Origin of the sequence: Variovorax multivorans (assembly GCF_051216835.1) — a bacterium.
Lineage (GTDB): Bacteria > Pseudomonadota > Gammaproteobacteria > Burkholderiales > Burkholderiaceae_C > Variovorax.
Genome location: NZ_JBPJZL010000011.1, coordinates 73,866 through 92,258, shown reverse-complemented (window position 1 = coordinate 92,258; position 18,393 = coordinate 73,866). Strand labels below are relative to the sequence as shown.

Here is an 18,393-nt window from a genome sequence, read left to right as displayed (position 1 = left end):
ATATGATGGCTGCGATTGATACATCGGATTCCACAGGAGCAAGGTATGGAGACCTCTTCGGCGTCGCCGGCGGCCAGCGGCGGCGTGCCGCGCGTCTTTTCGGTGATCCGCGCGCTCGGCGCGGTGCAGGCCGAAGGCGGCCGCGTGACCCAGATCGCACGATCCGTGGGCCTCACCCAGGCCACCACGCACCGTTTGCTGCAATCGCTCATGGCCGAAGGCATGGTCGAGCAGGACGAGCGCAGCAAGCTCTACCGGCTGAGCATCGATTTCTTCGCGCTCGCCGCGAGCGCTGGCAACCCGGGCGACCTGCGTTCTATCTGCCGGCCGGTGCTGCTGCGCCTGTGCGCGAGCCTGGGCGACAGCATCTTTCTATTGGCGCGCAGCGGCTTCGACGCGGTGTGCCTCGACCGTAGCGAAGGGCCGTTCCCCATTCGCTCGTTCACCGGCGACATCGGCGGGCGCATCGCGCTGGGTGTAGGGCAGGGCGCGCTGGCGATCCTGGCCTTCCTGCCCGAGGCCGAGCGCGAAGAGGTGATCCGCTTCAACCTGTCGCGCGTGCGCGAGTACGGCGTGTACGACGAGGTGTACCTGCGCACCGAGATCGAGCGTGTGCGGCAGCAGGGCTACGCGGGGCGCAACACCGGCCTGCTCGAAGGCATGGCCGGCGTGGCCGTGCCGATTCTCGACCGCGAAGGGCGCGCGGTGGCGGCACTGAGCGTGGGCACGATTGCCGACCGGCTCAATGCGGACCGCATGCCGACGGTGGTCGAACTGCTCAAGCGCGAGGCGGCGGCCATCGGGCCGAGGATCAATCCGTTCGATGCGACGTTGAGGAGGCCGGCGCAGAGCTTGGCGGGGTCACCGGCGAGCCAGAAGATTTCGTTGCCCGAGGCGCCTGGGCCAGGCTGAGCAAGGAACCTCCTATGAACAACCCCTCGATCCTCTACCCCGTATTCGCCCTCGCCGGCCTCACCGGCCTGGTGCTGCTGCTCATCCCCATCGTGCGCATCCGCGCGGTGCGGCGCCGCGAGGTCCGGGGCATCGATTTCAAGCTGGGCGAATCGGCGGCGGTGCCCGACGCCGTGCGCATCCCGAACCGCAACTACATGAACCTGCTGGAGCTGCCGGTGCTGTTCTATGTGGTGTGCCTGCTGTTTTACGTGGCGGTGCTGCCCACGCCCGGGGCCATCTGGCTGGCCTGGGTGTACGTCGGCCTGCGCGCGTTGCACAGCGTGGTGCACCTGACCTACAACCACGTGATCCACCGGCTGGTGCTGTTCGCCGCGAGCAACAGCGTGCTGGTGGTGTTGTGGGTTCTCGCGGCCACCCGGTTGGTGCGCTAGCCGCACATGAACCGTGCGAGTTCATTCCTGAAACGCATCAGGTCCTTCCATATTTTCACTAGGCAAGCGCGCGGGATTCGCAGATATTGACCGGGTCCTCCTTTCTCCTCCTTCCCGGAGCGCGTCCATGTCCGAAGCCAACACCTCCCCCTCCGTCGCCACCGAAGTCGAACAGCTGCTGCAGCGCCTGGGCGTGCCCCCCGAGGCCCACACCGGCGGCGAGCTGACGGTGCGTTCGCCCGTCAGCGGCGAGGTGATCGCGCAGGTGCCGCAGACTTCGCCGGCCGAGGCCACCGCTGCCATCGGCCGCGCGCACGAGGCCTTCAAGGCTTGGCGCAACGTGCCGGCGCCGCGCCGCGGCGAGCTGGTGCGCCTGCTGGGCGAAGAGCTGCGCGCCGCCAAGCGCGACCTGGGCCTGCTCGTCACGCTGGAGGCGGGCAAGGTCCCGTCCGAAGGCGCGGGCGAGGTGCAGGAAATGATCGACATCTGCGACTTCGCGGTCGGCCTCTCGCGCCAGCTCTACGGCCTCACGCTGGCCACCGAGCGCGCCGAGCACCGCATGATGGAAACCTGGCACCCGCTGGGCGTGTGCGGCGTGATCTCGGCCTTCAACTTTCCCGTGGCCGTGTGGTCGTGGAACGCGGCGCTGGCGCTGGTGTGCGGCGACTCGGTGGTGTGGAAGCCGTCTGAAAAAACGCCGCTGACCGCGCTGGCCGTGCACGCCATCGCGCAGCGCGCCATCGAACGCTTCGGCGATGCGCCCGAAGGCCTGCTCGGCCTGCTGCTGGGCCAGCGCGACGTCGGCGAGGTGCTGGTCGACGACCACCGTGTGCCGATTCTCTCGGCCACCGGCTCGACCGCCATGGGCCGGCAAGTGGGGCCGAAGCTGGCCGCACGCTTTGCCCGCGCCATTCTCGAACTCGGCGGCAACAACGCTGCCATCGTCACGCCCTCGGCCGACCTCGACCTCGCCCTGCGCGGCATCGCCTTCGCGGCCATGGGCACGGCCGGCCAGCGCTGCACCACGCTGCGTCGCCTGTTCGTGCACGAGAGCGTGTACGACCAGCTGGTGCCCAAGCTCGCCAAGGTCTACGGCAACGTGCAGGTAGGCGACCCGCGCGAGACCGGCACGCTGGTCGGTCCGCTGATCGACCGCGCGGCCTTCGATGGCATGCAGAAGGCGCTCGGTGAGTGCCGCGAGATCGGCGCCAAGGTGCACGGCGGCCAGCGCGTCGAAGGCATCGGCACGAAGGACGCCTACTACGTGCGCCCCGCGCTGGTCGAGCTGAAGTCGCATGAAGGCCCGGTGCTGCGCGAGACCTTCGCGCCCATCCTGTACGTGGTGCGCTACAGCACGCTCGACGAAGCCATCGAGCTGCACAACGCAGTGGGCGCGGGCCTGTCGTCGTCGATCTTCACGCTGAACATGCGCGAGGCCGAGCGCTTCATGTCGAGCGCGGGTTCGGACTGCGGCATCGCCAACGTCAACATCGGTCCGAGCGGCGCGGAGATCGGCGGTGCCTTCGGCGGCGAGAAGGAAACGGGCGGCGGGCGCGAAGCCGGCTCCGACAGCTGGAAGGCGTACATGCGCCGTGCCACCAACACCATCAACTACTCCACTGCCTTGCCGCTCGCGCAAGGCGTGACCTTCGACATCGGCGACTGATCGCCCCCCGGTTCGTTCGAGCTTGCCGCGCAGCGTTTGGCTGCGGCGGCAGGCGGGCGGCCGCATGCGTTCACCAAAAAACCATAACCAGGAGACAGAGAACATGAGCATTCCCTTCAAGAGAATCGCGGCCGCCACGCTGCTTGCATTCGCATTCGGTGCCATCGCGCAGACCCCCGCCACCGGCACCCTCGACAAGATCAAGACCAGCGGCAAGGTCGTGCTCGGCGTGCGCGAAGCCTCGCCGCCGATGGCCTACATGCTCGGCGCGGGCGACAAGTACGTGGGCTACCACGTCGAGCTGTGCGAGCGCGTGCTGAAAGACATCGCGCCCACGGCCAGGCTCGAATACATGGCCGTGACTGCGCAGAACACCATCCCGCTGGTGCAGAACGGCACGCTCGACATCGGCTGCGGCCCCACCACCAACAACACTGCGCGCCAGCAGCAGGTGGCCTTCGCGCTCACCACCTACGTGAGCGAAGTGCGCATGGCCACCAAGGTCGACTCGGGCATCACCACGCTCGACCAGCTCGCGGGCCGCAACGTGTCGGCATCGACCGGCACCACTGCGGTGCAGCTGCTGCGCAAGCGCGAGCGCGCGCAGAACGTCTCGTACAACACCATGCTCGGCAAGGACCACCTCGAAAGCTTCCTGCTGATGGAGTCGGGCCGCGCCGATGCCTTCGTGCTCGACGACAACCTGCTCGCCGGGATCATCGCGAACTCGAAGAACCCCGCGGGCTACCGCATCGTGGGCGACGCGCTGGGCTCGGAGCCGATCGCGCTGCTGTTCCGCAAGGACGACCCGGCCTTCAAGACCGCGGTGGACGATTCGCTGCGTCGCATGATGAAGAGCGGCGACCTCGAGAAGATCTACACCAAGTGGTTCGTGGCGGCCATTCCGCCGAAGAACACGAGCCTGAACCTGCCGATGAGCCCGGCGCTGAAGCAGCTGATGCTCGAACCCAACGACAAGCCACTGGAGGCCTACGCCAAGTGACAGCAGATACCGTTGCCCCTCTCGCTTTTCAGCCGGCGCAGCGCGTGCGCGCCATCGGTGTCTCGGAGATCCTGCGCATCACCGACCACGCCAACGCCCTCAAGCGCGCGGGCCGTCCGGTGATCGTGCTGGGCGCGGGCGAGCCTGACTTCGACACGCCGCAGAACGTGCGCGAGGCCGCAGTGCGCGCCATAGGGCGCGGCGACACACGTTACACGGTGCTCGACGGCAGCCCGGCGATGAAGGCGGCGGTGCAACTCAAGTTCAAGCGCGACAACGCGCTCGACTTTGCTCTTGACGAAATCAGCGTGAGCGCAGGCGCCAAGCAGGTGATCTTCAACGCGCTGATGGCCAGCCTGAACCCCGGCGACGAGGTGATCCTGCCCGCGCCGTACTGGACCTCGTACGCCGACATCGTGCAGATCTGCGGCGGCGTGCCTGTGCCGGTGGCATGCACCGGGGAGAACGGTTTCCGGCTCGATGCCGCGCAGCTCGAAGAAGCGATCACACCGCGCACGCGCTGGCTGTTCATCAACTCGCCGTCGAACCCGAGCGGCGCAGCCTACAGCGCAGCGCAGCTGAAGCCGCTGTGCGAGGTGCTGCTGCGGCATCCGCAAGTCTGGGTGCTGGCGGACGACATCTACGAACACATCCTCTACGACGGGCTGGCGTTTGCGACGCCGGTGGCCGTGGAGCCGCGCCTGCGCGAACGCACGCTGACCATCAACGGCGTGTCGAAGGCCTACGCAATGACTGGCTGGCGCGTGGGCTACGGCGCCGGGCCGCGCGCGCTGATCGCGGCCATGGCCGTGGTGCAGAGCCAGACGACCTCCTGCCCCTCGTCCATCAGCCAGGCCGCTGCCATCGAGGCGCTGACCGGACCGCAGGACATCGTGGCCGAGCGCTGCGCCGACTTCCAGGCGCGGCGTGACTTCGTGGTCGCCGCGCTGAACCGCGCGCCGGGGCTGCACTGCCGCGTGCTGGAAGGCGCGTTCTATACCTTCGCGAGCTGCGCCGGCGTGCTCGGCAAGCGCACCCGAGGCGGCGCGCTGTTGCAGACCGACAGCGACTTCTGCCGCTACCTGCTGCAGGACTTCGAGGTGGCGGTGGTGCCGGGCAGCGTGTTCGGGCTGGCGCCGTACTTCCGCATTTCGTATGCGACGTCGATGGCGCAGCTGGAAGAGGCGTGCGCGCGCATCATCGCTGCCTGCGCCGCGCTCGAATGACCTCCTTCATTTCATTGGAAACCGCATGACCTCACCTCGCACCGGCGGCCAGATCCTGGTCGACCAGCTCATCACCCACGGCGTCAAGCAACTGTTCTGCGTGCCCGGCGAAAGCTTTCTTGCCGTGCTCGACGCGTTGCATGACGCATCCATCGACGTGACCGTGTGCCGCCAGGAAGGCGGCGCGACGATGATGGCCGAGGCACAGGGCAAGCTCACCGGCAAGCCGGGCGTGTGCTTCGTCACGCGCGGCCCGGGCGCTACCAACGCGGCGGCCGGCGTGCACATCGCGCACCAGGATTCGACACCGCTGCTGTTGTTCGTCGGCCAGGTCGCGCGCGATGCACTGGGCCGCGAAGCCTTCCAGGAGCTGGACTACGGCGCGGTGTTCGGCACCATGGCCAAGTGGGTGGTGCAGATCGACGATCCGGCGCGCGTGCCCGAGCTGGTATCGCGCGCCTTCCATGTCGCAACCTCGGGCCGGCCCGGTCCTGTGGTTATCGCGCTGCCCGAAGACATGCTGACCGAGGCCGCGACAGTGGCCGACGCGCAGCCCTACGCGGTGACGGAAACCCATCCCGGTGCGGCGCAACTCGCAGAGCTGCAGCAGCGACTGTCGCAGGCGCAGCGCCCGGTGGTCATCCTGGGCGGCAGCCGCTGGTCGGAGAAGGCCACGCAGCAGTTCGCAGATTTCGCGGCCGCGTTCTCGCTGCCCGTGTACTGCTCGTTCCGCCGCCAGATGCTGATGTCGGCCGAGCACCCCTGCTACGCAGGTGACCTGGGCCTGGGCGCCAACCCGCGCATGCTGGAGCGCATCCGCAACGCCGACCTCGTGCTGCTGGTCGGCGGGCGTTTGTCGGAAGTGCCGTCGCAGGGCTACGAGCTGCTGGCCATTCCGCAGCCGAAGCAGGCGCTGGTGCATGTGCATGCCGACGCCGACGAGCTCGGCAAGCTCTATCGCCCGGCCCAGGGCATCCACGCCACGCCGCAGGCTTTTGCCGAGGCCGTGTCCACGCTGCGCCCCGTGCAGACGCCGGCATGGCAGGCAGAAACGAAGACCGCCGGCGAAGACTTCCTGCGCTGGAGCGACCCGGCTCCCATCCACATTCCAGGCCCGCTGCAGATGGGCGAGGTCATGCAGCACCTGCGCGAGGTGTTGCCGGCCGACACCATCTTCTGCAACGGCGCAGGCAACTTCGCCACCTGGGTGCACCGGTTCTGGCCGTTTCGCTCCTATGCCAGCCAGCTCGCGCCCACCAGTGGCTCGATGGGCTACGGCCTGCCGGCCGGCGTCGGCGCCAAGCGGCTGTGGCCGCAGCGCGAAGTGGTCGTGTTTGCGGGCGACGGCGATTTCATGATGCACGGCCAGGAGTTCGCGACGGCCGTGCAGTACGGCCTGCCGATCATCGTGGTGCTGCTCGACAACGCCATGTACGGCACGATCCGCATGCACCAGGAAAAGCACTACCCCGGCCGCATCAGCGCCACGCAGTTGAAGAACCCAGACTTCCGCGGCTATGCCGAAGTGTTCGGCGGCCACGGCGAACGTGTGACCAGCACCGAAGAATTCGGCCCCGCACTGGCTCGTGCGCGTGCCAGCGGCAAGCCGGCCATCCTGCATTGCCTGCTCGATCCGGAAGCGATCACCCCGGGAAGCACGCTGCAGTCGATTCGCAAGGCAGCGCTGGCTGCAAGCTGAGCACCCGGTGTCATTCGCACGCACCCCGAAAAGACCTAGCGCAATCCACCCACATAGCGAGGCGGCGGCGTAGGCGGCGTCCCATCAGGCTGCCGCGCCGCCAACCGCGCAGCGCGCGCCAGCGGCTCCATCGCCTGCTCCAGCCGCATCGCCAGTTGGTAAAGCTCCTCGTCCTTGGTATCAGCAGCGTGCGCGCGCGTCATGCGCACGATCTCGGCGGCGTACTCGGCGTTGGTCGCCATCCACTCGGTGTCGGTCACGCGCCCATGCTTTCGCCGCAGCGCCACGTGAAGGCGGGCAGCAAGGGCGATGCGTTCGCTTTCGGACATGGATGGCATGGTTCCTCCGTCGGTGGGTCAACTACTCCCGAGATGTTCTCTGTGCTGTGCAAGATCGAGGCCCAGCACCTCGCTGTCGGCATCGACGCGCAACCCGACCATGATGTGCACCAGAAACAGCACCACCGCCGTCCCCGTTGCGCTGTAGATAGCCACGCTGCCGACGGCGATCGCCTGCGTCAGCACGTCGCCCGTGGCGCCCGAGATGCGCGCATCGGCGAACACGCCCGTCAGCAGCGCGCCCACGATGCCACCGATGCCGTGCACGCCGAACACGTCGAGCGAGTCGTCCGCGCCAAGCAGGTGCTTGAGCCCGGTGGCGCCCCAGTAGCAGGCCAGCCCCGCGATGGCGCCGATGGCCAGCGCGGACAGCGGCGTGACGAAGCCGGCCGCTGGCGTGATGGCCACCAGCCCGGCCACCAGGCCCGAGCACAGGCCCAGCAGCGAAGGCCTGCGCCGCACGATCCATTCGCCCAGCATCCAGCTCATGGCGCCGGCCGCCGCCGCGATGTGCGTCACCAGCATCGCCAGGCCCGCGCGCCCGTCGGCCGCCACCGCCGAGCCCGCATTGAAGCCGAACCAGCCCACCCACAGCAGGCCCGCGCCCGTCATCGTCATCGCCAGGCTGTAGGGCTCGAAGGCCTCGCGCCCGTAGCCCTTGCGCGGCCCGAGCGCATAGGCGCACACCAGCCCCGCGATGCCCGCGTTGACGTGCACCACCGAGCCACCGGCAAAGTCGAGCGCGCCCATCTGCGCGAGCCAGCCGCCCGGCTCCCACACCCAGTGCGCGACAGGTGCATACACCAGCACGCTCCAGAGCAGCGCGAACCACAGGATCGCCGAGAAGCGCATGCGCTCGACAAAAGCGCCCAGCACCAGTGCGGTGGTGATGATCGCGAAGGTCAGCTGGAACATCGCGTAGACCGACTCGGGCACGTTCGGCGCGACGTGGCTTACCGCCACCTGCCCGGCCTCCTTCAGATACTCGAAGCCCGAGAACCAGAAGCGCCCGGTGCCGCCCAGCCACGGCCAGCCCTCGGTAAAGGCCAGCGAATAGCCCACCGCGAACCAGGTCAGCGAGACCGCCGCGGCAATCGCCACCACCCCCGCCATGGTGGCCAGCACGTTCTTGCGGCGCACCATGCCCGCATAGAAGAGTGCGATGCCGGGCAGCGTCATCAGCAGCACCAGCGCGGTCGAAGTCATCATCCATGCGGTGTCTGCCGCGTTGATGGAGGCGTGCGGAGCCAGGGCCATGACCGTTTCTTCTTCTTGAAGTGATGGACCTTGGTGCTGCCTGCACAAGTCGTGCCACATCGTTAACTATCAGAAACACTTTGGTTCGCAAATCGGGCTTTCTCGGTAAGGCAAAGCGGGTAATTCCCAATGCACTGAGGCGGTGCGCACCCTAAAGTCTGCCCACTCGCGAACGGGCCCTGCTCGTGCTGCCGAGGGTCCGAGGAGACAATCCCCAAGCAACAATAAAAATGCTTCAAAGGCTCCGTACGAGATGCCGTGTTTGACTTTGAAAGGCGCCGCTGGTCGGCGCCTTTTTTATGCCTGCATGACTTGACACACCTGCATCTTCAGCTCCCTTTTTGATAGCGCCACGGGTGGGGCAATCCTCCCCTTATGAAAATGCTGGTGGTAACGGGCGCCTCGTTGTTCGCCGTGTTTCCGGGCACCGTCGGCGACCCTGCTGGGCACCAACAAGAGCGCGTCCATTTGGGGCACGCACCCCGAACAAAGGCCCCAAATGAAAAAAGCCCCCGGAGTGGGGGCTTCTTGTGAGGACCGGAGCGCTCACTCCTCGACGAAGGCTTCCTCGCGCTTGGCCTTGATTGCGGGCAAGAGCACGATGCCCAGCAGCAGAGCCGCCGCCACCAGCAGCCCCGCCGACAGCGGCCGGGTGACGAACACGCTCCACGCACCGCGCGACAGCAGCAGCGCACGCCGCAGGTTCTCTTCCATCATCGGCCCCAGGATGAAGCCCAGCAGCAATGGCGCAGGCTCCGTCCGCAGCTTGATGAACAGGTAGCCGATGAAGCCGAAGGCCGCCACCATCCACACGTCGAAGGTGTTGTTGTTGGTCGAGTACACGCCGATTGCGCAGAACAGCACGATGGCAGGGAACAGGAACTTGTAGGGCACCGTCAGCAGCTTGATCCACATGCCGATCAGCGGCAGGTTCAGGATGATCAGCATCGCGTTGCCGATCCACATCGAGGCGATCAGGCCCCAGAACAGCTCGGGGTTGCTGGTCATGACCTGCGGGCCGGGCTGGATGTTGTGGATCGTCATCGCGCCCACCATCAGCGCCATCACCGCGTTGGGCGGAATGCCCAGCGTCAGCAGCGGGATGAAGGAAGTTTGCGCACCGGCGTTGTTGGCCGACTCGGGCGATGCCACGCCGCGGATGTTGCCCTTGCCGAAGGGCACTTCGCCCGGGCGCATGCGGATCTTCTTCTCCAGCGCATACGAGGCGAACGAGGCCAGCAGCGCGCCGCCGCCGGGCAGGATGCCCAATGCCGAGCCCAGCGCTGTGCCGCGCAGCACCGCGGGCAGCATGCGCTTGAAGTCATCCTTGGTGGGCCACAGGCCCTTGACCTTGTGCGTGAACACTTCGCGCTCGTCGTCGGGCTGCGAGAGGTTGCCGATGATTTCGCCGTAGCCGAACACGCCCATGGCGATCACCACGAAGCCAATGCCGTCGGTGAGTTCCGGAATGTCGAAGCTGTAGCGCGCGACACCCGAGTTCACATCAGTGCCCACGATGCCCAGTAGCAGGCCCAGCACGATCATCGCCACCGCCTTCAGCAGCGAACCCGAAGCCAGCACCACCGCGCCGATCAGGCCCAGCGTCATCAGCGAGAAGTACTCGGCCGGGCCGAACTTGAAAGCCAGCTCTGTCAGCGGCGGCGCGAAGGCGGCCAGGATCAGCGTGCCCACGCAACCCGCGAAGAACGAGCCCAGGCCGGCCGCGGCGAGCGCCGGGCCCGCGCGGCCCTGCCTTGCCATCTGGTAGCCGTCGATACAGGTGACCACCGAGGACGACTCCCCGGGCAGGTTCACCAGAATGGCCGTGGTCGAGCCGCCGTACTGCGCGCCGTAGTAGATGCCGGCCAGCATGATCAGCGCCGACACGGGCGGCAGCGCGTACGTGGCGGGCAGCAGCATCGCGATGGTCGCGACCGGGCCGATGCCCGGGAGCACGCCGATCAGCGTGCCCAGGATGCAGCCCAGCAGGCAATACAGCAGGTTGGTGAAGGTGAAGGCAACGCCGAAACCGATGGAAAGGTTGTGGATCAGGTCCATGGTGTGCGCTCCTCAGCCCGAAATGAAAGTGGGCCAGACCTGGATCTGGAGCTTCAGCGCCCAGATGAAGGCCACGTAGCTGCCAGCCGCCAGGATGGTCGAGAGGATCAGCACGTCGCGCAGCTTGAAGTGCTCGCCCGCCATGCTCGAGATGATCGTGAGCGCGTAGATCGCGATGATCATCCCCATGGCCGGCAGCCCGATGCTGGGCAGGCCGCCCAGCAGCACGCCGAAGGCCAGGTTGGCGCCGAGCACGAAGGCCAGCGGCTTCCAGGCCCACTTGCCGATCGGGTGGCCGTCGGTGGTTTCGACCACCAGCGCCTGGAACATGATGATGGCCCCGAGGATGGCCAGCAGGATGCCCAGCATGAGCGGGAAGTAGCCCGGCCCCATGCGGGCGCCGTCGCCGATGGTGTAGGTGGTCGCGCCTATCGCAAAGGCGCCCCCCACGGTGGTGAACATGACTCCTGAAAAGAAGTCAGCCTGACTCTTGATGCGCATGTCGTCTCGCCCCTCTTGTATGGAGGAGTGAGGGTCGTTCTGCGGGCCTGACCGTTGGCTGACCTGCCCGGTACGGACAAATGCTTACCGCAGGGCGAGGGTTCTCCCTCGGCGCTCCCTGCGCCACAGAGGGCCACAAACGAAAAAAGCTCCCGAAGGAGCTTTTTATTCAGAAGCCCGAAGGCTCTGGAGGGAAGGGCTTAGTAGCCGCCGCGACCACCGCCGCCGCCGCCGTAACCGCCGCCACCACCGCTGCGGCCACCGCCGCCGCCGCCGTAACCGCCGCCGCCACCACCACCGTAGCCGCCGCCACCACCACCGCCGCCGTAGCCGCCGCCACCACCGGTACGGGGGGGACGAGCTTCCATCGGACGGGCTTCATTCACCGTCAGGGCGCGGCCCTGCAGCGAGTGGCCGTTCATGGCTTCGATGGCTGCGAGTGCTTCAGCATCCGAACCCATTTCGACAAAGCCGAAGCCCTTCGAACGGCCGGTGTCACGTTCCATCATGACCTTGGCGCTGACGATTGCGCCGAACTCGCCAAAGGCTTGTTCCAGGTCGTTGTCACGCACGGAGTAGGCGAGGTTGCCTACGTAGAGTTTCTTGCCCATTGAGGGACTCCTAATTCAAACCAACAAGACAAAGCGATGGAGTCCCAGAATCACAACAAACAAAATGCGCTGTGGCGCGAAACTGACCGATCACCGAATTACGTGCACGGGAGACAAAGCTCACAGACACGTAGGCCGGATTATCCAGCCCTAATTGCAAAAAACGTGGCGAAATCGTGTGTTATTGAGAAACATCCCGGCGCGACGGGCGGTTTCGCAACGGTTTCAGCAGGTCCGAGAGCCCGTTGTGGTCTATTTCATGCATCAAATGGAGTAGCCGGCCTATTTCTCCCGAGGGAAAACCCTCGCGTGCAAACCACGTCAGGTAATTTCCGGGCAAATCGGCAATCAGCGTGCCTTTGTGCTTGCCAAAAGGCATTTCGAGCGTCACCAGGCGCTGCAGGTCTTCGGGTTTCATCGCGCGCTCAGCCTCCCGCCCGCTTGACCGTGTGGCCCTGCTTCACGAGCGCGGCGATCACCGTTTCGCGGTGGTCGCCCTGGATTTCGATCACGCCGTCCTTCACCGTGCCGCCCGAGCCGCAGGCCGTTTTCAGCTGCTTGCCGAGTGCCGTGAGCGCCGCCGCATCGAGCGCAACGCCCTTGACCACCGTCACGCCCTTGCCTTTGCGCCCCTTGGTCTCGTGCGATACACGCACAATGCCGTCGGTGGCCGGAACGCGCGCCTTGAGTTCCTTGCAGCGGCACTGGGCCACCGGCTCCCCGCAGTCGGGGCACATGCGCCCGCCCGCCTCGGTGGAGTACACCAGGGCGCTGCCGGACTGATTGCGCTGCTGTTTCATCGTCGACATTCGATTCGTCTCTTCTCTCTCTGTCTGCTTACATGCCATTCGACTCACTGGGCCTGATCCCCGCGCTCGTGCAGGCTGCCGCCCAAAGCGGCTATGCCGCGCCGACCGCCATCCAGGCCGCGGCCATCCCCGCGATTCTGCAAGGTCGCGACGTGCGGGGCTCGGCGCAGACCGGCTCCGGCAAGACCGCCGCATTTTCCCTGCCCCTGTTGCAGCGCTTAGTCGCCGAAGCTGCGCAGTCGCCGCGCCGTGTGCGTGCGCTGGTCCTCGTGCCCACACGCGAACTCGCGGCCCAGGTCGGCGAGACCATGCGCAGCCTGGCGCAGCACCTGCCCGAGCGCCTGAAGATCGTCGTCGCATTCGGCGGCGTGTCGATCAACCCGCAGATGATGGGCCTGCGCGGCGGTGCCGACATCGTCGTTGCCACACCGGGCCGTCTGCTCGACCTGGTCGAGCACAACGCGCTGAAGCTCGATGCCGTGTCGATGCTCGTGCTCGATGAAGCCGACCGCCTGTTCGACCTCGGCTTTGCCGAAGAACTCGGCCGCATCCTCGCGCTGCTGCCCAAGCAGCGCCAGAACCTGCTGTTTTCCGCCACCTTTCCGAGCGCCATTCAGGCATTGGCAGATGGCATGCTGCACGACCCGGCCGTCGTCGACGTGCAGGGCGAGCCCGGCACCGAGCCGAACATCGTGCAGCGCGTGATCGAGGTCGACGCCGCCCGTCGCACGCAGCTGCTGCGCCATCTGCTGAAGCAGCACGAGAACGAATGGGACCGTGTGCTGGTCTTCGTCGCCACGCAGCACGCCGCGCAGATCGTGGCCGAGAAGCTCTACAAGAACGGCATCTACGCAGTGCCCTTCCACGGCGACATCGCGCAGGGTACGCGCACCGACATCCTTGCGCAGTTCAAGCAGAGCCGCTGGGACGTGGTGATTGCCACCGACCTCGCGGCACGCGGCATCGACATCGCGCAGCTGCCCGTGGTCATCAACTACGACCTGCCGCGCTCGCCGACCGACTACATCCACCGCATCGGCCGCACGGGCCGCGCGGGAGAGAGCGGCCTGGCGATCAGCTTCGTGAGCGCATCGACCGAGGCGCATTTCCGGCTGATCGAGAAGCGCCAGGGGCTGAGCCTGCCACGTGAGCGTGTCGAAGGCTTCGAGCCGACGGAAGTGGCGGTGCCAGTGGTCGATGCGTCGGGCACGGGCGGCATCAAGGGCAAGCGGCCGAGCAAGAAAGACAAGTTGCGTACGGCTGCTGCGCTTGCCGCGGCCCGGGGGGATGCTCCCGAGAAGAACGATTGACCAGCGCCGATCAGTCTGCCGCGTAATCGACCTGGTGCCGCGCGACGCGCAGGTCGCCCAGCTCTTCGCGAATGCGCAGGTGCGCCGGATGCGTGGCATAGCCGTCGAGCGAGGCCTGGCTGTCGAACTCGCTGTAGAGCACCACGTCGCAGGCATAGCTTGCGCGGCTCGAATCGACGCCCACTTCGATGTGCAGCAGGCCCGGGATCTGGCCGCGCAGCGATTCGAACTTGCGCTTGAGCAGTTGGCGGGCCTGCGTCTTTTCTTCCGGCGTGTCGCCACGCAGGTCCCACATCACGATGTGCTTGAACATGCGGACGATGGTAAGCACGTGCCTTGCGAAAGGCCATGCGCCGCGCGCCCCGCGCGTGAAGAACAGTTTTCCGTTTCCGTGCGCTATGCGTGCTTGCCGAGGAAGCTGGATATCAGATCCACCGGCAGCGGAAACACGATGGTCGTGTTCTTGTCCGCACCGATCACCGTGAGCGTTTCCAGGTAGCGCAGCTGGATGGCCTGCGGCTCCTGCGCCAGCACGCGCGCGGCCTGGAACAGCTTCTCCGAGGCCTGCAGCTCGCCCTCGGCGTGGATCACCTTGGCGCGCCGCTCGCGTTCCGCCTCGGCCTGCCGCGCGATGGCGCGCACCATCGATTCGGTCAGGTCGATCTGCTTGATCTCCACGTTCGACACCTTGATGCCCCATGACGCCGTCTGCACGTCCAGCGACTCGCGCACGTCGAGGTTGAGCTTCTCGCGCTCGGCCAGCATGTCGTCGAGCTGGTGCTTGCCGAGCACCGAGCGCAGGGTGGTCTGGGCCAGCTGGCTGGTAGCGTTGAAGAAGTCCTTCACCTGGATGATGGCCTTCTCGGCATCGACGATGCGGAAGTAGACGACCGCGCTGACCTTCACCGACACGTTGTCGCGCGAGATCACGTCCTGCGTCGGCACTTCGAGCACCACGGTGCGCAGATCGACGCGCACCACCTGCTGGATGGCCGGTATCACGAGCACCAGGCCCGGCCCCGAAACCTTCGAGAAGCGCCCGAGGGTGAACACGATGCCGCGTTCGTACTCCCGGAAGATCCATACCGCTGAAAACAGCAGCACCGCCAGCAGAACAATGATGACGGCGCCTATGCCGGAGGTGAGAGAGAGCATGTCGGTCTCCTGCGACCCAGCGAAAGCGCTGGATGGTTGGACAACCGGCGCGCGGCGGCGTTCCTCGCAGCACGAAGAAAGAAAGGCCGGCTAAGAAAGGCCTGCGGCTACCAGCCCATCTGCTTCGCTGCCAGCTCCTTCATGATCTCTTCGGCCCCGCCGCCGATCATCATCACCTTCACCTCGCGGTAGATGCGCTCGCTTACGGTGCCGCGCATGAAGCCCATGCCGCCGAGGATCTGCACCGCCTGGTCGGCGCAGAACTGCATGGTCTGCGTCGCGTGGTTCTTCAGCATGCAGATCCGCGCGACCCATTCGGGTGCGTTGAAGCGCCCGGCTGCTTCGAGCGCGTCGCCCTCGACCGACACCGCCTCGATCCAGGCCTCGGTGGAGGCGATGCGCATCTGCATGTCGACCAGTTTGTGGCGCACCGCCTGGTGTTGGATGAGCGCAGCGCCGAATGTCTTGCGCTCGCGCGCCCAGGCCAGGGCCTCATCGAGGCAGGCCTGCGAGAAGCCCAGGGCGCCCGCAGCAAGGCCGATGCGCTCGCCGTTGAAGTTGCCCATGACCATGCGGAAGCCTTCGCCCTCGTTCCCGAGAAGGTAGCGCGCCGGCACGCGCACGTTGTCGAAGTGCAGCGTCGCGGTGTCGGAGCACAGCCAGCCCATCTTCGACAGGCGCGTGCGCGAAAGGCCCGGCGTGTCGCCTGGCACCATCAGCATCGAGATGCCGCCCGCGCCGCGCCCTTCGCCGGTGCGCACGGCTACCGTGATCCAGTCTGCGCGCATGCCGGAGGTGATGAAGGTCTTCTCGCCGTTGACCACGTAGTGATCGCCGTCGCCGTCTGTTTCCCGCTTTGCTGTGGTGCGCAGCGCAGCCACGTCGGAGCCACCACCGGGTTCGGTGATGGCGAGCGCCGCGATCTTCTCGCCGCGCAGCACCTGCGGCACGACCTCTTGGCGCACCGCGTCGCTTGCATGCAGCACCACGGGCGGCAGGCCGATGTTGTGCGAGAACAGGCTCGCGAGCACGCCGCCGCTCTTGCCATGGCGCGCGAGCGCGACCCACGCAGGCAGCTTCAGCGAATACGAGGCGGGCGTGCCGCCAAGTTCTTCCGGATAGCCCAGGCCCAGCAGGCCGAGTTCGGCGGCACGCGCGTAGAGCGCGCGCGGAAACTCGCCCGCGTCGTCCCATGCCTGCACATGCGGCGCGATCTCGCTTTCGGCGAAGCGCCGCACCGTGTCGGCGAGCGCGGCTCGGTCGGCTTGCAGTTCGGCGTTCATGCGGCGTTGCTCGTTCAACCGCGCGGCGGCCGCTTGGCGATGCCCATGGTCTTCGCGAGGATGCCCAGCATCACCTCGTCGGCACCGCCGCCGATGGAGCCCAGCCTGCCGTCACGGTACAGCCGCGAAACGCGGTTTTCCAGCGTGAAGCCCATGCCGCCCCAGAACTGCAGGCAGGTATCGGACACCTGCCGCGTGAGGCGGCCGGTCTTGAGCTTGGCCATCGACGCGAGTTCGAGCACGTCTTCGCCCTGCACATGCAGGTCGCAGGCGCGGTACGTGAGCGCGCGCAGCGCCTCGACCTCGGTCTTCAGCTCGGCCAGCTTGAACTGCACCCATTGCTGGTCGGCCAGCGTGGCGCCGAACATCTGCCGCTGCTGCGCCCACTCGATGGTCTGCGCGATGCAGTCTTCCATCGGTTCGAGCGAACTTGCGGCGGCCCACAGCCGCTCTTCCTGGAACTGCTGCATCTGGTAGACGAAGCCCTGGCCTTCCTCGCCGACGCGGTAGCGCTGCGGCACGCGCACGTTGTCGAAGTAGATGAGCCCGGTGTCGCTCGAATTCATGCCGATCTTGCGGATCTTCTTCGCCTTCTCGATGCCGGGGCTGTCCATCGGCACCATCACGAGCGACTTGTTGCGGTGCACCGGGCCGTCGCTGGTGTTGACCAGCATGCACATCCAGTCGGCCTGCAGGCTGTTGGTGATCCACATCTTCTGGCCGCTGATGAGGTAGTCGTCGCCGTCCTTGCGCGCGTGGCTCTTCAGGCCCGCCACGTCGCTGCCCGCATCGGGCTCGCTCACGCCGATGCAGCCGACCATGTCGCCGGCGATGGCGGGCGCCAGGAACTCGCGGCGCAGTTCGTCGCTGCCGAAGCGTGCGAGCGCGGGCGTGCACATGTCGGTCTGCACGCCGATCGCCATCGGCACGCCGCCGCAGCTGATGTGGCCCAGCGCCTCGGCCATCGCCATCGCGTACGAGTAGTCGAGCCCGGCGCCGCCGAAGGCCTCTGGCTTGTTCAGGCCCAGCATGCCGAGATTGCCGAGCTTCTTGAACACCTCGTGCGCAGGGAAGATCTCGGCCGCCTCCCATTCGTCCACATTCGGGTTGATCTCGTCGTCGATGAAGCGGCGCAGGGTCTTCTGGATTTCGAGGTGTTCGTGGGTGTACTGCATGGTGTCTTGTCTCCGGTCGTTCTTTACTTGTCCTGGAACACGCGCGGCGTCTGCGCGAGATGGAAGCCATCGAAAGGCCGAACCGCCGCGCGCTGCTGCGTCTGCGCGTCGGGAATTTCCATCGGCCAGCCCATGCGCACCTGTGGCCGTGCGCCGTCCACGCGCAGCACGCTGCCGCTGATGAAGCTGGCCGCGGGGCTCAGCAGGAAGGCAATGGCGGCTGAGGTCTCGGCCTCGTTGCCGAAGCGCCCGGCGGGCACGGTGTTGCGCATGGCGCGCAGCATGTCGCCGGCTTCGGGCGGGTAGTGGTCCATGCCGCTCGATGCGATGTAGCCCGGCGCCACCGCGTTCACGCGCACGCCGCTCACGGCCCATTCAGCGGCGGCCGTCTCGGTGAAGCTCACCATGCCGGCGCGCGCCGCGCCGCTGTGGCCCATGTTGGGCATCGAGCCCCAGATGTCGGCCACGATGTTGACGATGGCGCCGCCGTTGGCCTGCATGCTTTGCACGTAGCACTCGCGCGCGACCAGGAAGCCGCCCGTCAGGTTGGTGTGGATCACCGCCTCCCAGCCCTTGGCCGAGATGGCGGCGAGCGGCGTGATGTACTGGCCGCCTGCGTTGTTCACGAGCCCGTCGATGCGGCCATGCGCGGCGACGACGGCGGCTATGGCTGCGCGCACCGCTTCTTCCTGGCGGATGTCGAAGGCCTGCGTGCTGGCCTTGCCGCCGCTGGCTTCGATCTCGGCGCGCACCTTGTCGAGCTTCTCGGGCTTGCGGCCGACCAGCACCACCTGCGCGCCGAGCGCCGCGAGTTCGTGCGCTGTGCAGCGGCCAATGCCGGAGCCGCCGCCGGTGACGACGATGACCTGTCCGCCGAACAGGCCGGGTGCGAAGACGGAGCGGTAGCGGGAGGATGCATTCATGCGGAAGACTTTCGGAAACTTGTCTTGAAGAGC

The 18,393-nt window shown here is 66.7% G+C and carries 19 protein-coding genes; 7 read left to right on the top strand and 12 right to left on the bottom strand.

From position 1 onward, the window contains the following. Positions 1-45: 45 nt before the first annotated feature. The 6 genes from ACSFCA_RS26310 to ACSFCA_RS26285 all read left to right on the top strand — a co-directional run bounded on the left by ACSFCA_RS26310 (position 46) and on the right by ACSFCA_RS26285 (position 6,940). Positions 46-912 (top strand): IclR family transcriptional regulator, encoded by an 867-nt coding sequence (locus ACSFCA_RS26310; protein ID WP_435461609.1) that lies wholly within the window; start codon positions 46-48, stop codon positions 910-912. Positions 913-926: 14 nt separating this feature from the next. After that, positions 927-1,346, top strand: coding sequence for an MAPEG family protein (locus ACSFCA_RS26305; protein ID WP_258351734.1), 420 nt, complete (start codon positions 927-929; stop codon positions 1,344-1,346). A gap of 127 nt (positions 1,347-1,473) precedes the next feature. Then, a complete protein-coding gene (gene amaB / locus ACSFCA_RS26300) occupies positions 1,474-3,012 on the top strand; it encodes an L-piperidine-6-carboxylate dehydrogenase (RefSeq protein WP_435461610.1) in 1,539 nt (512 codons plus the stop codon). Positions 3,013-3,115: 103 nt separating this feature from the next. Continuing rightward, a complete protein-coding gene (locus ACSFCA_RS26295; protein ID WP_435461611.1) occupies positions 3,116-4,015 on the top strand; it encodes an amino acid ABC transporter substrate-binding protein in 900 nt (299 codons plus the stop codon). Continuing rightward, positions 4,012-5,241 (top strand): pyridoxal phosphate-dependent aminotransferase, encoded by a 1,230-nt coding sequence (locus ACSFCA_RS26290; protein ID WP_435461612.1) that lies wholly within the window; start codon positions 4,012-4,014, stop codon positions 5,239-5,241. Before ACSFCA_RS26295 ends, ACSFCA_RS26290 begins: the two co-directional genes overlap by 4 nt. Before the next feature lie 25 nt (positions 5,242-5,266). Further along, complete coding sequence (locus ACSFCA_RS26285) at positions 5,267-6,940, top strand: thiamine pyrophosphate-binding protein (protein ID WP_435461613.1); 1,674 nt, start codon at positions 5,267-5,269, stop codon at positions 6,938-6,940. Between the two features lie 35 nt (positions 6,941-6,975). Here the strand turns inward: ACSFCA_RS26285 and ACSFCA_RS26280 are convergent, their stop codons facing one another. From ACSFCA_RS26280 to ACSFCA_RS26250, 7 genes are all read right to left on the bottom strand, one after another. Then, positions 6,976-7,278 (bottom strand): hypothetical protein, encoded by a 303-nt coding sequence (locus ACSFCA_RS26280; protein ID WP_258351729.1) that lies wholly within the window; start codon positions 7,276-7,278, stop codon positions 6,976-6,978. Positions 7,279-7,296: 18 nt separating this feature from the next. After that, complete coding sequence (locus ACSFCA_RS26275) at positions 7,297-8,535, bottom strand: ammonium transporter (RefSeq protein ID WP_093053644.1); 1,239 nt, start codon at positions 8,533-8,535, stop codon at positions 7,297-7,299. 546 nt (positions 8,536-9,081) lie between these two features. Further along, positions 9,082-10,593, bottom strand: a complete 1,512-nt coding sequence (locus ACSFCA_RS26270; protein WP_093053647.1) for a tripartite tricarboxylate transporter permease — start codon at positions 10,591-10,593, stop codon at positions 9,082-9,084. Positions 10,594-10,605: 12 nt separating this feature from the next. Further along, the gene (locus ACSFCA_RS26265) at positions 10,606-11,094 is read right to left on the bottom strand and encodes a tripartite tricarboxylate transporter TctB family protein (RefSeq protein ID WP_093053650.1); all 489 of its coding nucleotides are present in this window, start codon (positions 11,092-11,094) and stop codon (positions 10,606-10,608) included. Between the two features lie 200 nt (positions 11,095-11,294). Then, on the bottom strand, positions 11,295-11,705 hold the full coding sequence (locus tag ACSFCA_RS26260; RefSeq protein ID WP_093076793.1) for an RNA recognition motif domain-containing protein: 411 nt from the start codon (positions 11,703-11,705) through the stop codon (positions 11,295-11,297). A 181-nt stretch (positions 11,706-11,886) separates the two neighbouring features. Beyond that, positions 11,887-12,123 (bottom strand): DUF3820 family protein, encoded by a 237-nt coding sequence (locus tag ACSFCA_RS26255; protein ID WP_093053658.1) that lies wholly within the window; start codon positions 12,121-12,123, stop codon positions 11,887-11,889. A 7-nt stretch (positions 12,124-12,130) separates the two neighbouring features. After that, entirely contained in the window at positions 12,131-12,505 is a 375-nt protein-coding gene (locus ACSFCA_RS26250) for a translation initiation factor Sui1 (RefSeq protein WP_371127361.1), read from the bottom strand. Positions 12,506-12,546: 41 nt separating this feature from the next. On the opposite strand from ACSFCA_RS26250, the gene ACSFCA_RS26245 reads away from it, so the two are divergent. After that, positions 12,547-13,824, top strand: coding sequence for a DEAD/DEAH box helicase (locus ACSFCA_RS26245; RefSeq protein ID WP_435461614.1), 1,278 nt, complete (start codon positions 12,547-12,549; stop codon positions 13,822-13,824). Between the two features lie 10 nt (positions 13,825-13,834). Here the strand turns inward: ACSFCA_RS26245 and ACSFCA_RS26240 are convergent, their stop codons facing one another. From ACSFCA_RS26240 to ACSFCA_RS26220, 5 genes are all read right to left on the bottom strand, one after another. After that, positions 13,835-14,137, bottom strand: a complete 303-nt coding sequence (locus ACSFCA_RS26240) for a Dabb family protein (RefSeq protein ID WP_435461657.1) — start codon at positions 14,135-14,137, stop codon at positions 13,835-13,837. 83 nt (positions 14,138-14,220) lie between these two features. Beyond that, positions 14,221-14,979: a slipin family protein gene (locus tag ACSFCA_RS26235; protein ID WP_258351727.1), complete on the bottom strand. Its 759-nt coding sequence runs from the start codon at positions 14,977-14,979 to the stop codon at positions 14,221-14,223. 107 nt (positions 14,980-15,086) lie between these two features. Beyond that, the gene (locus ACSFCA_RS26230) at positions 15,087-16,262 is read right to left on the bottom strand and encodes an acyl-CoA dehydrogenase family protein (RefSeq protein WP_435461615.1); all 1,176 of its coding nucleotides are present in this window, start codon (positions 16,260-16,262) and stop codon (positions 15,087-15,089) included. Positions 16,263-16,276: 14 nt separating this feature from the next. Next, positions 16,277-17,437, bottom strand: coding sequence for an acyl-CoA dehydrogenase family protein (locus ACSFCA_RS26225; protein ID WP_435461616.1), 1,161 nt, complete (start codon positions 17,435-17,437; stop codon positions 16,277-16,279). 23 nt (positions 17,438-17,460) lie between these two features. Beyond that, positions 17,461-18,360 (bottom strand): SDR family oxidoreductase, encoded by a 900-nt coding sequence (locus ACSFCA_RS26220; RefSeq protein ID WP_258351724.1) that lies wholly within the window; start codon positions 18,358-18,360, stop codon positions 17,461-17,463. Positions 18,361-18,393 lie beyond the last annotated feature (33 nt).

What these genes read in the sequence shown, in the direction of transcription:
- ACSFCA_RS26285 (WP_435461613.1), top strand. Translation starts at nt 5,267, where the DNA reads ATGACCTCACCTCGCACCGGCGGCCAGATCCTGGTCGACCAGCTCATC.
- ACSFCA_RS26235 (WP_258351727.1), bottom strand. Translation starts at nt 14,979, where the DNA reads ATGCTCTCTCTCACCTCCGGCATAGGCGCCGTCATCATTGTTCTGCTG.
- ACSFCA_RS26255 (WP_093053658.1), bottom strand. Translation starts at nt 12,123, where the DNA reads ATGAAACCCGAAGACCTGCAGCGCCTGGTGACGCTCGAAATGCCTTTT.
- ACSFCA_RS26260 (WP_093076793.1), bottom strand. Translation starts at nt 11,705, where the DNA reads ATGGGCAAGAAACTCTACGTAGGCAACCTCGCCTACTCCGTGCGTGAC.
- ACSFCA_RS26240 (WP_435461657.1), bottom strand. Translation starts at nt 14,137, where the DNA reads ATGTTCAAGCACATCGTGATGTGGGACCTGCGTGGCGACACGCCGGAA.
- ACSFCA_RS26270 (WP_093053647.1), bottom strand. Translation starts at nt 10,593, where the DNA reads ATGGACCTGATCCACAACCTTTCCATCGGTTTCGGCGTTGCCTTCACC.
- ACSFCA_RS26220 (WP_258351724.1), bottom strand. Translation starts at nt 18,360, where the DNA reads ATGAATGCATCCTCCCGCTACCGCTCCGTCTTCGCACCCGGCCTGTTC.
- ACSFCA_RS26245 (WP_435461614.1), top strand. Translation starts at nt 12,547, where the DNA reads ATGCCATTCGACTCACTGGGCCTGATCCCCGCGCTCGTGCAGGCTGCC.
- ACSFCA_RS26295 (WP_435461611.1), top strand. Translation starts at nt 3,116, where the DNA reads ATGAGCATTCCCTTCAAGAGAATCGCGGCCGCCACGCTGCTTGCATTC.
- ACSFCA_RS26230 (WP_435461615.1), bottom strand. Translation starts at nt 16,262, where the DNA reads ATGAACGCCGAACTGCAAGCCGACCGAGCCGCGCTCGCCGACACGGTG.
- ACSFCA_RS26275 (WP_093053644.1), bottom strand. Translation starts at nt 8,535, where the DNA reads ATGGCCCTGGCTCCGCACGCCTCCATCAACGCGGCAGACACCGCATGG.
- ACSFCA_RS26225 (WP_435461616.1), bottom strand. Translation starts at nt 17,437, where the DNA reads ATGCAGTACACCCACGAACACCTCGAAATCCAGAAGACCCTGCGCCGC.
- ACSFCA_RS26250 (WP_371127361.1), bottom strand. Translation starts at nt 12,505, where the DNA reads ATGAAACAGCAGCGCAATCAGTCCGGCAGCGCCCTGGTGTACTCCACC.
- ACSFCA_RS26305 (WP_258351734.1), top strand. Translation starts at nt 927, where the DNA reads ATGAACAACCCCTCGATCCTCTACCCCGTATTCGCCCTCGCCGGCCTC.
- ACSFCA_RS26310 (WP_435461609.1), top strand. Translation starts at nt 46, where the DNA reads ATGGAGACCTCTTCGGCGTCGCCGGCGGCCAGCGGCGGCGTGCCGCGC.
- ACSFCA_RS26280 (WP_258351729.1), bottom strand. Translation starts at nt 7,278, where the DNA reads ATGCCATCCATGTCCGAAAGCGAACGCATCGCCCTTGCTGCCCGCCTT.
- amaB (WP_435461610.1), top strand. Translation starts at nt 1,474, where the DNA reads ATGTCCGAAGCCAACACCTCCCCCTCCGTCGCCACCGAAGTCGAACAG.
- ACSFCA_RS26265 (WP_093053650.1), bottom strand. Translation starts at nt 11,094, where the DNA reads ATGCGCATCAAGAGTCAGGCTGACTTCTTTTCAGGAGTCATGTTCACC.